At 40.3% G+C, this 13020-nt stretch carries 10 protein-coding genes; 1 reads left to right on the forward strand and 9 read right to left on the reverse strand.

Features of this window, described 5'->3' with window-relative positions:
• Positions 1–163 precede the first annotated feature (163 nt).
• The 9 genes from ACHZBG_RS05880 to ACHZBG_RS05920 form a co-directional block, all read right to left on the reverse strand.
• A complete protein-coding gene (locus tag ACHZBG_RS05880; RefSeq protein WP_394699333.1) occupies positions 164–1180 on the reverse strand; it encodes a LacI family DNA-binding transcriptional regulator in 1017 nt (338 codons plus the stop codon).
• Between the two features lie 152 nt (positions 1181–1332).
• Positions 1333–2151 (reverse strand): alpha/beta hydrolase family protein, encoded by an 819-nt coding sequence (locus tag ACHZBG_RS05885; RefSeq protein ID WP_320128520.1) that lies wholly within the window; start codon positions 2149–2151, stop codon positions 1333–1335.
• Between the two features lie 22 nt (positions 2152–2173).
• Complete coding sequence (locus tag ACHZBG_RS05890; RefSeq protein ID WP_320128521.1) at positions 2174–3223, reverse strand: NAD(P)-dependent alcohol dehydrogenase; 1050 nt, start codon at positions 3221–3223, stop codon at positions 2174–2176.
• A gap of 12 nt (positions 3224–3235) precedes the next feature.
• Complete coding sequence (locus ACHZBG_RS05895; protein ID WP_320128522.1) at positions 3236–4210, reverse strand: alpha/beta hydrolase; 975 nt, start codon at positions 4208–4210, stop codon at positions 3236–3238.
• Complete coding sequence (locus ACHZBG_RS05900) at positions 4207–5691, reverse strand: mannitol dehydrogenase family protein (protein WP_320128523.1); 1485 nt, start codon at positions 5689–5691, stop codon at positions 4207–4209. Before ACHZBG_RS05900 ends, ACHZBG_RS05895 begins: the two co-directional genes overlap by 4 nt.
• Positions 5692–5713: 22 nt before the next feature.
• Positions 5714–6700: an ABC transporter permease gene (locus ACHZBG_RS05905; RefSeq protein ID WP_320128524.1), complete on the reverse strand. Its 987-nt coding sequence runs from the start codon at positions 6698–6700 to the stop codon at positions 5714–5716.
• A gap of 3 nt (positions 6701–6703) precedes the next feature.
• A complete protein-coding gene (locus tag ACHZBG_RS05910; protein WP_320128525.1) occupies positions 6704–8218 on the reverse strand; it encodes a sugar ABC transporter ATP-binding protein in 1515 nt (504 codons plus the stop codon).
• A gap of 53 nt (positions 8219–8271) precedes the next feature.
• On the reverse strand, positions 8272–9240 hold the full coding sequence (locus tag ACHZBG_RS05915; protein ID WP_320128526.1) for a sugar ABC transporter substrate-binding protein: 969 nt from the start codon (positions 9238–9240) through the stop codon (positions 8272–8274).
• 436 nt (positions 9241–9676) lie between these two features.
• Complete coding sequence (locus ACHZBG_RS05920) at positions 9677–10426, reverse strand: glycoside hydrolase family 3 C-terminal domain-containing protein (protein WP_320128527.1); 750 nt, start codon at positions 10424–10426, stop codon at positions 9677–9679.
• 631 nt (positions 10427–11057) lie between these two features.
• On the opposite strand from ACHZBG_RS05920, the gene ACHZBG_RS05925 reads away from it, so the two are divergent.
• Entirely contained in the window at positions 11058–12872 is a 1815-nt protein-coding gene (locus ACHZBG_RS05925; protein WP_320128528.1) for a S8 family serine peptidase, read from the forward strand.
• Positions 12873–13020 lie beyond the last annotated feature (148 nt).

Below are 13020 nucleotides of genomic sequence, written 5' to 3' on the forward strand. Positions count from 1 at the left end.
TTCATCTTGCAACCAAGGAAAAAACTCTCTTTGATATTTTGCATAAAATCAGAAGAATGGTCGTCAATCCTGTTTCACTTTGGATAAACCGAATCGACGCTTTACCTTTCTTTTCGGTTATGTAAAAAAGAAAAAGACACTTTGCAATCTAAAATTATTATAATCACTCACTTTTATTTATAGTAACAATCTTTGTTTTCACCCGATATTCCATGAATGGAGAAGTATCACCCTTTATTCTTTTGAGCAATACTTTCGCAGCATATTCGCCTATTGCCTGTTCATCTTGGGAAATGGATATCACCTGATATTTTGAAGTATACATCCAATAAGGACTATCAAAAGTTGAAAATAACAAATCATGAGGAATATCTATATGCTTTCGGGCAAAATAATTCACGGCATAAAATGCAAAAAGATCATTTCCAGATAAAATTGCATCTATTTTCTCCTCATAAACAGCTTTATCAAGTAATTCATCCCATTCCCTGCATATTCTTATTTCACCATATAACATTGGTCTATCAGTACCGATGAATTCAAGCTCTTTGTTTATTCCGATACCATTCATCCGTAAAGCGTCTTCATACCCACTAAGTCTTTCAGCCATAGTATTATCAAAACGAGAACAAATGAAGGCTATTTTTTTTGCTCCTTTCCCAAGCAATAAATTGGTCACATCAAAAGCACCGGCATGATTTGTTGATAACACAATATCTCGTTTGATACCAATGGGTTTTCTATCAATAAAAACACAAGGCATTTTTCCCATTATCGGCTCAAGGAATTTCCAATCAAGTTCCACAGGAACGATGATCAACCCTGCAAGATTTTCCAATACGTAATTCTGCAAATTTCGTTTTTCTTTCTCAGCAGTCTCTTCACTATTTACAAAAAACAATTGATATCCATTGGCGTTCAATATCCTTTCGATTCTCATACCAATCTCTATATAAAAATAATGAGAAAGATTTGAAGTAAGAAAACCAACCAACCGGGAGCTACCATTTCGTAGCTTGCGAGCAGTAGGGTTGACTTGATAGGCTAAAGCTTTGATTGCATCATTTACTTTCTGTTGGGTAGCAAGATTAACATTCCTGCTACCATTGATTACATGCGATACTGTAGCAGTTGATACGTTGGCCAGCGTCGCAACATCTTTCATTGATGCATTCTTCATCATGAACTCCTTTCCCAAACGAATCTCTGTCATTTTAGTACTTTTAAAACTTGTAGTAAATTTACTGATGATATTTTATACTAAAAAGATTATAGCAGAAAACTTAATTATAAAAAAAGCTATCTGATTTGGCAGATAGCATATCATCTCGACTACTTTGAAAACCCATTTTTTAAAGGCAACCAATCCAATATCTTTTTGATATACGGGTCCCAAAAATCCCAGTCATGCCTTCCCGGTCCCTCTTCATACGTAACATCAACCTTGAGATTATGTAAAACGTCCCTAAAGAATACATTATCAGAATACAGGAAATCTTCAGTTCCGCAGCACTGGTATATCTTTGGCAACAGAGCTCCTTCTTTCACCATATTTTTGACTATACAAAGCAAATCTTCATTATTTGCATCATAATGCTCATTATTTTCTCCGTATACCCATTTGAACCAATGAGCTAACCCCACTACAGGAGAATCCTTACCATCATTTTCTTTATGAGTAATCAAGCCTCCCGACAAACTGGCAATAGCCAGAAACCTTCCGGGGTTGCCCAAACCAATTTTAAAGGCACCATACCCACCCATAGATAATCCTGCAATAAAATTATCTTCCCGCTTATCAGATAGCGGGAAAATAGAACGCACCATAGAAGGAAGCTCCTCAGCCACAAAACTATAATAGTTGCCTCCATTTTTCAAATTGCAGTACATACTATTACTCGCACTGGGCATGACAACTGCCAATTGATGTTCTTGGGCATATCTTTCAATGCCACTAAAACGTACCCAATCAGAATAATCAGCAGAAATCCCATGCAACAAGTACAATGTTTGAAATTTTTGATCTGCCTTGGGATAATCCATATTGCTTTTAAAAAAATAATTCCCAGAATCTGGCAAGGGAAGAATTACATTAACATCCACGCTTGCAAAAAGTTGCTTCGAGAATAATTGACAATGGAATAAAGCCATATATTTTCTCCTCTTATGTACATTATCTCACTATTTTCACTACTGATTTGACGATATTCATCTTATCGGAAACGCTCATATCCATGGCATTTTGAATATCATCAAACCCAAAAATATTTGTCACAATACCTTTTAAATTAATTTTGCCAGAGGCAACGGCATCAATTGCCATAGGATATATATGCCTATACCGAAAAACTGTCTTGAAGGTAACTTCCTTGTCCAGTGCAAGGCTCATTTCCACATTGATCTTTCCTGTTTTGCCATATCCTACCAATACAATGTTGGACCCTTTTCTTACGGCATGAATCGCCTGATTAGTCGTAGTTTCATTACCTGCGGTTTCAATGGCCAAATCAACACCCCGGTTGTCGGTAAGCTTCATTATTTCGGTAACCACATCACAGGCAGCCCCATTAATAACAGCAGTAGCGCCCAATTCCATTGCTTTTTGCAAGCGTTTCTCCATCACGTCAACAACAAAGACTTTAGAAACCCCTTCAGCTTTCAAAGCCATCATGGAAACAAGACCGATACATCCCGATCCAAAAACAACAGCAGTCTGCCCAACATGTGCACCACCTTGATTAGCTGCATGAAAACCTACTGCCAAGGGCTCAATCAACGCTCCCTCAAGTGTTGAAACATTTTCCGGTAGTTTAAAACAAAGAGCAGCATCATGTGCTACATACTCCTGGAAAACGCCATCGATAGGAGGAGTAGCAAAAAATTCAACATCAGCACAAAGATTATATTTGCCTTCCTTGCAATACTCGCAATGGCCACAGGTCTTACCTGGTTCAAGAGCCACCCTATCCCCAACGTGCAAATGCTTTACTTTTTTACCAACGGTAACCACGGTTCCCCCTGGCTCATGCCCTAGAATAAAAGGAGGTTCTACCACATAGGAACCAATTGCCCCTGATTCATAATAGTGCATATCGGAACCACAGATTCCTACATATTCCAGTCTTACAAGCACTTCATCATCATTGGGAACTGGAATGATTTTTTCCACATATCCCATCTTTCCAATTCCCAGCATTACTGCAGCTTTCATCGTTTTATTCATTTTTTTCTTTTCCTATACTCTTGGCAGTGCGTTACAAATATCATTCATGGCATCAAAAGTCTTTCCATATGGACGATTGATAAATCCATGGGGCATCCCTTCATACACATGATATTCAACAGGCACTCCAGCATCTTGAAGTTTCGCTGCATACATCAATCCCTGATCAAGAAGAGCGTCACATTCCGCTGAAATAAAACAAGCAGGAGGCAAGTCTTTCAAGGATGCAAGAAAAGGAGAGGCATAGACTGAAAATCTATCCTTCTCTTCCGATAGATAATACACAAGAGATTCTTTAGTACTGTCATAGTCAAGTTCATAGCCTTCACCGTATTCCAACTCTGAATGAGTTCGCTCATCAGCCTTAACCAAGTAGGTCACTGGATATATCAATATTTGCTTATGAATTCTTGGCCCTTTTCTATCTCTCGCCATTATTGAAATTGCAGTTGCAAAATTACCTCCTGAGCTATCACCACAGACGGTAATGCCAGAAAGAGCCCCTTGTATATTCTTTGCATTTGATTCGGCCCAAAGCAAGGTTTCATAACAATCTTCCAAACCAGTAGGAAACTTATATTCTGGTGCCAAACGATATTCAGGCGCAATGACAACAGCTTCTCCATATAAAGCTATATATCTTGCCAACATATCATAGACATCCAAGTTATTCATAGCAAAGCCACCACCATGAAATAGCAATACCATAGGATGACATCCTTCACCAGCCGGTCTATAGATCCTGACAGGTAATTGATAACCATCTCTTTGAGGTAAAAGAAAATCTGAAGTTTCCACTTCCATAAGATCAGGGAAGCATCTTCGGTTACTCCAATAATTATTCAATGTAGTCACGGTATCAAAAATATATTTTTTTCGCCAAACCGGTATATTTCTTTCATCCATTGGAATTAGGTTTTCCATATAGACCCCAGGTGATATTTTTCCATATTTTGGTTCAAGGAATTTTCGATATTCAAATTTCATTTTTTCTCATCCTTTCTCTTTGGATTTTCAGCCATTTCCCTTAATTCCCCAGATATATAGTGTTGCAACACTTTTTCAGTTCCCATCTCTCTTATTGCTTTTCGATAGAAAGAGAAAAGAGAAAGAATCCTGACATCTTGAATGCCGATAAAAGCAAGAAATCGCTTATCATCATCCTGAACTTCACAGAGAATCAATTTTTGAGGATCATCAATAGGAATAGGAGTGCCATGTTCATCCAGACCTTCCAGAAATCTAGCCCAAAACGCCAACACCAAGACAAGGGAATCATTTTTTTTCAACTCAAATAAAGGTTTAATAATTGCATTGGCTATTTTTTTTGAACCATCACTTGCAAGTCGAAGAATTCTGTCCCCAATATATTCGTTGGCAAAACGATGGACCAAGACATCTTTATACTCATCAAGATCAATGCCAGGAACCGGTTCAAGAGACTTGGTAATTTGCTCCATATAATAGTTCCTGATAAAAGAATGGATCAAAGGATTATCGATTGCCTGATCGACCTTGGTAATTCCCATAAGATATGCAGGATAGGAAAGTGCACTATGACTTCCATTTAATAAGCGAATCTTCATCAATTCATACGGTTCAACACTAAGCACTAAACTGGCACCAACCTGAGAAAACATTTTTATTTCTGGTGTGGGACAGTCTTCTATGACCCATTGGATAAAGTCTTCTGAATGCACAGGACAAGCATCATCGAGATGAAAAGAATTATGAAGATTTTTCCTAGTTTCCTCTGTAGTTCCCGGAGTTATCCGGTCAACCATAGTGCAAGGGAAAAAAATGTCCTGTTTTACCCATTCAAGGATCTTCGGGTATTTTTTCTCAATGAACTGTAATAGACAAACTTTCAAGACATGACCGTTCGCCGGGATATTGTCACAGCTCAGCAAAGCAACTTTTTGCTTTCCCTTTTCGAATCTTTGGTTAAGAGCCTTGGCAATAAAACCAATTGCAGTCCTGGGCCAAAGCTCAGAAATCAAATCCTCCTTAATCAAAGGATGCTCGAAATTCAGATTATGATGCACATCATCATAACAATAGCCTTTTTCAGTAATGGTAAGAGAAATTACTTTTATATCAGGAGAAGCCAATACATCCAATACTGTCTGGGGGTCTTTACTTGCATTGGCATAGTTCAATATGCCTCCCCGTATTTCTATCTCTTGCTTCTTGTCAGTTGAGATAGTTTGCAAGGAATATAAATAATCCTGAGATTGTAAGTCCTTGATAAATTTCTCATCGGAGGGAATGATATCTATCTCATATACTCCACCATCATATAATCCTTGATCCAGAAGCTGTTCGAGATATGAAAGATAATGAGCCCTATGAAAATGACCCAACCCAATATGGGCCAACTTTGGAGAAAGCGCATTTCGATCATAGGAAGGAATTTTTATCCGAGAATCCAAAGAATGCAATGTAGCATTGCGTAATCTAACCGTCATGATTTGCTCCCAAATATAGAAATTACTTTTCAGTGGTTTCAGCCAATGGATTTTCGATTTTTTTACTTTTTATTTTTTCCATATGTTGATAACTATCGAGGATAACTGCAGCCACAAAAATTATTCCACGAATAACCATCTGGGTGTACTCATCGATATTCATCAAAGTCAAACCATTTGTCAGCATGGAAATCAACAAGACACCACTACACGCCTTAAAAACTTTTCCTTCGCCACCTGCTAAACTTACCCCACCAATTACAGTCGCTGTCAGCGCATCCATTTCAAGGCCATTTCCAGCAAGAGGTTGCCCTGAACCAACTCTGCCATACATTACAATTCCAGCTATTCCGCAAAGTAGTCCACTGATGGTATAGCTAAAGATTCTGATTCGATTTGTATTGATCCCGGAAAGCCTTGCAGCTTCATCATTACTCCCAGAAGCATAAAATTGCCTTCCCAGATAGGTTTTATTGAGAAAGAATGCCGCCAAGACAGCGGTTATGACAAACATCAAAACAGGAACAGGAAGAAACCCTATAAACCCTTGTCCCAATATTTTGGAGGCAGAAGGAATACCATAGACTGGAAGTCCCCCACAAATAATATAAGCCAGGCCACCAATTATTATATTAAAGGCATATGTACCGATCATCGCCCAGATTTTTGTTTTTTGGATTACCCATCCCATAAAGGTACTGATTACCGTCGCAACGAGTACGGCAACCAACATTGCGCCCCCCCAATTCATTCCAAAGTTAACGCAAAGAATTGCAGTAATAACAGTAACGATTGAAACAAGAGGCCCAATTGCCAGGTTGATACCTCCGGAGACCATGACAAACATACCACCAATCGCAGCAATACCCAAAATTGAGGATTGGCGAAGAATAGTAAGAAAATTACTGGCTTTGATGAACGAATTATTGCCAAAATAGAATATTATTGCCAATAAAAATAAAACATAGACGATTGTGTATTCTTTGCTAAAATCAATGATTTTTTTCATATTCTATCTCCTCAAGTCTTGGGGTCTTTCTCCAGAAGCGTAATAAAGTACATTTTCCTGGGAATAATCTTCCTTCTTCAATTCACCCATCAGCTTTCCTTCGCAGAGAACCAACATACGGTCTGTCAATCCAAGGATTTCTTCCATTTCGGAAGAAATGACAATAATAGCCATACCTTTCTTCACCAATGCATACATCAATTTATAAATTTCATTTTTATTGCCAACATCAATCCCCCTCGTTGGTTCATCCAAAATCAATATCCTTGCATCACTGGCCAACCACTTCCCCAATGCTACCTTTTGTTGGTTTCCTCCTGAAAGTTTTCCTGCCAATTGTTGAACACTGGGAGTGGCTATGGAAAGTCCCTTTACTTGTTCCTCAACTATTTTTGATTCTTTGACAGAATCCAGAATCAGTCCATTTGATATAGTCTTTAATATTGGGAGGGTAATATTATTTCCAATAGACATCCGTAGCAGAACTCCAAGATTTTTTCTATCCTCGGACACCAGTCCAATTCCTGCAGAAACAGCATCTTGAGGACTGTTGATCTCTACCTTTCTTCCATTGATAAATATTTCCCCGGAAATTTTCTTATCTGCACCAAAAATAAGGCGTGACAATTCCGTTCTGCCTGCACCGACCAATCCTCCTATACCAAGAATCTCACCTTTTTTGAGAGAAAAAGAAATGGGGAAATTCTTGGGCCCCGAAAGGTTTTTCACTTCAAGTAGTGTTTCACCATAGTGCAATTCTCTTTTTGGAAATGATTCTGAAAGCTTTCTGCCCACCATGTAGTAAATAAGCTGGTCTTTATTAACTTCTCCAACAGATTTGGAAGTAACCATCTTACCGTCACGCAATATGACTACTCGATCAGCAACCTTGAAGACTTCGTCAAGTCGGTGAGAAATATATACAATTGTAATCCCTTTCCTTTTCAGTTCGTGGACTATCTCCATAAGAATATCGACTTCATTTCCCGTAAGCGGGGCCGTAGGCTCATCCATGATTATGAATTTTGGATTCTTGGCCAAGACTTTTGCAATCTCTATCAATTGAGTGTTTGCTACAGAAAGATTTTTCACCATCTCATTTGGATCAATGGAAACATGTAGTGTATCCAATATCTCGGTTGCTCTTTTATTCAGTAACTTTCTATTCAAGAGAATCCCTTTATTCAAACGCTGTCCTAAAAAAATATTCTCCGCAACAGACAAGGCCGGAGCCATGGTAAATTCTTGATAGATTGCAGCAATTCCTATCTCCTGAGAAAGAATTGGATTCAATCCAGTATAGTCCTTTCCATCAAAACGTATGTTTCCTTCATCAGGACTGATGGCACCAGTTATTACTTTGATCAAAGTTGATTTCCCTGCACCGTTTTCACCGACTAATGCAAGGACTTCCCCATGATATACATCAATCGAAACATCATCGAGGGCCAATACTCCAGGATAGCGTTTAGTTATATTCGTCAAGGATAGTATTTCAGTTTCGTTTTTTTCTTCCACTTGGAACTCCAAAATATCGTCGGGGAAAATTCCCCGACTTTTATCTCCCTATCCTATTTTTTCAAATAGTCCTTTACATTTGCAGCATTGATCGGAGTTGTTGGTCCATAAAATTCACCACCAGCCTTTCCCCGCGATAAATTAACGGCAATATCGATAAAATCTGGAGCCAAAGCAATCAAACCAGTGGTAATAGTACCGCGATATACGCCTCCTTCAGCAATTGCTGCAAGAGCATCGTCTGTTGCATCACATCCGAAAATCGCTACTTTGTCATTTCCATAACGAGCTGCCTTGAAAGCTTCATAGACGCCCAAACATCCTCCATCGTTGATACCGACAACCAAGTTGAGCGTTTTTCCGGATTGCAGGAAGTTTTCTCCAGCGGTTACTCCATTGGAAGCCGTGCCACCGACACCCTGGATAATGAATTTTACATTGGGGGCAAGTTTAGCCAGGGCATCCTCATATCCTTGCTCTCTTTCTATCAAGAAATTTGCACTCGGATAATTACAGGAAGCTGCATTGACCGTTTCATCTGGGCTAAATGTGGCATTTACCCAATTAGCAGCATTCTCGCCAATTGCATATCCTAAATCATAGTTTTTCCATCCATAATAGGCATCTGCACCTGCAATGTTTGTATCATAGGCGAAAAACTTCACTCCTGCCGCTTGAGCCTCTTGCATGACGGAAACCATTGCTGGGCCATCTTGTACATGTACGATGATGGTATCGACTCCAGCGGAAATGTAGTTTTCACAAGCAGTAATTTTATCACCGGTCGTTTGGCAAGCTTTATAAATGAACTTAACCCCAATTGTTTTTGCATATTCTCCCATGGCTTTTACCTGCATGGCAAATATCTCATTGCTCAAATCCGAACAGACATATGCAATTGTAATGTCTGACATTTTTTTCTCACCATTCTCAGGAGCCGGATTTTTTTCATTTGAACCTTGGGCAAAACCTGATGATAATGCCAGCAAGCAAACCAGGAACACCAATACTACCTTTTTCATTTTTTTCTCCTTTTCTAAAATGCAAAACTGTTCTGTCATAAAGTGTTAAAAATCATGAAAAACAGTTCCTTCAACCTATATGTATAAATTTAATCGATTGCGTAATCGATTAACATTATTAGATTACCACCGTTTTTCACACTGTCAATAAAAATTGCATTAATTATTTTCAAACAGAACTTACAGCCAAGAACCTCACGCTCCTGGGGATATAATTTTTTCAATCCCTTTGCCAAATTAGAAATCCAGTGCTGTCAGTTGTAATCATTTGACAATACCAGATATAAAAAATAGAATTGGAGAAAAGATTGAAAATAGGTATTTCGTTACTTCACCAGAGCATTAAAATCATTAATTATCCTATCGATATCCTCATTGCTGGCATTACCAAAACTCTTTACCGATCGAAGCGGGAGAAACTTCAGTATTGCTTCCATCATAGCGTCAGTATTTTATCAGATGTAAGGGAATCACGATCCAAACGCAAATTTGACAAGACAAAGGTCGTATAACTCAAGCCATGGCCGGACGGAAACAAGACCTCCAGCTTCTTCGTATCGTAATACCGATACCCGACAAAGACACCTTCGCTATAGTGCACTTTCTGCCTTCTTCCGGGAAACGTAAGATAGCTGGGAGTATCTTCAAGTCGTACGGGAAATGTTTCTGCCAACTTTCCCCCTGGATTTGCCTTGCCATAAAGGATATCGACCGTAGCTTCCCCGATGCCTTCTCCCCCAAGATATACTTCGACAATAGAGGATACCTTATCCACCCACGGCATCGTAACAGGAGATCCATTATGCAGGACAACAATGCAATTCGGCTGAACCTTTACAATCTCTTCAATTACCCTGTTCTGGCAGTGGGGAAGATCCATATGAGTCCTATCATATCCCTCAGATTCAAAGGAATCAGGAAGACCTGCAAAGATAACGACCTTATCAGCACTTTTTGCCACCTCTACCGCTTGTTTTGCCAATACAGGGTCATATACATCCTCAAGACTGAAAAACCCTTGGGAATAGGAAATGGCATATCCCTTTTTCTGGGCCTTCTCCAAGGCACCGAAGCCCAATACTGGCAAGAGAATGCAGAGAAAATTCTCCTCGCTTCCTGCGATAAGTGGGCAGACTACAATCCTTGTACAGACGGGATTCTCGGAGGCGGAACGGTAGCCTACCATAATCCGGAGTACCAGCAAGTACCGATTATCTACGGGGACTACTTTCTCATAGAGGCCTTGGTGAGGCTAGAGGGAAAAGATTTTCTGTTGTGGTAATAAACTGGATATCCGTTTTTCAGAAAGCATCATACGAGAAAGGATCATGCAATTTACAAAAGCAACGGGATTGAATCAGTTGATTATCATTGGAGGCTGGAACATTAGTTCCAGCCTATTTTATGTATTTCTTGATCCTGTCTTTATCAGAAACTATATTAGCATAATCACAACATGTTCTCTGAAACCTTATGCATACTGAAGTTGGCCAAACAATACGGGTATCGGTAGTTGCCCTACGGCATACATCCTCAAATAAGACCAAGACTTTTTGCAAGATCAACACAAAGAATATGAGCTCAGGATCTTCAAACAAACTCGGATTCCATTCAGGAATCAACCTACCCAACCTTTATCATTTGCTGAAGAAATACATGCACTGCCTCTTATTACTTCAATCTTTTCCATACAAAGAACACTAACCGACAATTACAATGTTTTAAAATTAGTAAAGATGAATCAAAAATCTAGTGCTACTGGAAAAACTTGTATTTATATACATGGAAAAACTACAAGGAATATCACCTTGGTATTGATGTCGGTTTTTCTGTTTATTTTGGCAGGATGTTCCTCATCAATTGAAAATACTTCTAGCTATACGGTTTCAGCCTCATGGAATTCCTATGTTGCAGGGGCAGGACTTGAAACCGTAGAAGAGTCAAGCACTGCAACGAGCAAGATTTCCTCCTCTTCTTCGACAGCCTCTATCCAGATAGCTGGTCAGGTTACGAAGTATGTCACTGAGGCAGGAACCTTTGGTACTGATTCTCCGACAAGATTCATCGTGGGATATACCCATGAACCGAACAAGCAACTTTTTGAAGCCAGGCTGGAAGATATCCATGCCATGGAAGACCTATTCATGGGAGGCATGTCCATCGAACGGAAAGATAGGGGTATGGACCATCCAATGACAAAATCGGCTCCGTTCGACACATTCCATATTCCTTCTGAGGTACTGGAATCCTATGGTAATGACTACGAAAGAATCGTAAATGCCATGAACGAGAATTTTTTCAGCAACGGAGGAACCGGTGACGAAGTAGCATATGTGGAACCGGATTATTCCATGCAAGCCTTCTCTGTGGGACCTGACGATCCTTTCTATCCTGAACAATGGAACATGCAGAATTCGTATATGAACATCCCCAAATTGCATAGCATTACCAGTGGGGATTCCGGTGTCGTGGTGGCTGTCATCGACACAGGGGTGTATGAAGATGGCGAGGATTTCGAGGCAGACACCTTTGTCATGGGATACAATTTTTGTACCTCCACAAGCACCGAGCCTACCAGTCCAGGGGTAACAAACACAACTGACTCTACTGACACTACGGATGACAATGGGCATGGAACCCATGTAACAGGCACGATTGCCGAGACAACCGACAATGGCCTAGGAGTGGCTTCCATTGCTCCAGGAGTCAAGATCATGCCACTCAAGGCCTTGGATTCCGAGGGATCCGGCTATACCTCCGATATCTGCGATGCAATCCGATATGCCGTTGACAATGGAGTGAACATCATCAACTTGTCACTCGGCAGCACATTGCCCTCGACGACTCTTGAAAGTGCCTGCACCTATGCCAAGGACAATGGAGTCTTGATTGTTGCTGCGGCCGGCAACGATGACAGTTCCGAGGAAACCTATCCTGCAGCCTATGACTCTGTCTTGAGCGTCGGTGCCGTCGGATACGATACTTCGACCAGGGCCAGCTATTCCAATTACGGCGCCTGGGTCGATGTCACGGCTTTTGGCGGTGAGGACGATTATTTTACAGATAATGGCACGCAATACTATGAGGGTATTCTGCAATGGACGATCAGTACCACCAGTACAAATGGATACTATTACTATATCGGGACCTCAATGGCCACTCCCCATGTCACTGCCCTGGCTGCGTTGTTGCTTTCAGAGGACTCTTCCCGCACTCCCGAGACGCTTACCGACATCATCTGCAAGACAGCTACCGAATACGATAGTACGTCAGCCCCTTATGAAATGGGAAAATATGGCATCGTTGACGCATTGGCGGCAATGCAGTATACCGCAGCCCAAACTGTATCCGATACGGTCAGCGTATCGATCACCGATGATGAAACCCAATCTTCGAGCTGGACGCTTTCCTCAAGTGAGGGAAATATTTCCGTTTCCCTCGATTCTGATGACATCGCAGCTCTTTCAATGACCCTCTCTGATGAAGCTGGTACCATAGTGGCAAGTGCAGATGGATCAAAAGCAACCGATGATGAAAACACCCTCTCGCTTTCCTACACCCTGGACAGTTCAGATGCGGATGGAATCTATACCTTGACAGTTACCTATGCGGGAACTACCACCAGATCTTAGTAAATAAGATAAGGGGATGAATCAATAAATATAAACAATCTGGATATTTTCCTTGGAGGTTCAAATCAAAGAAGAAATCTGCTACTACAGATTTAGCGAACAAGTATATCCTGCTTGTATTCTTGCTACTATAGGTAAATTATTATGC

This window comes from uncultured Sphaerochaeta sp. (assembly GCF_963676625.2).
Classification (GTDB): domain Bacteria; phylum Spirochaetota; class Spirochaetia; order Sphaerochaetales; family Sphaerochaetaceae; genus Sphaerochaeta.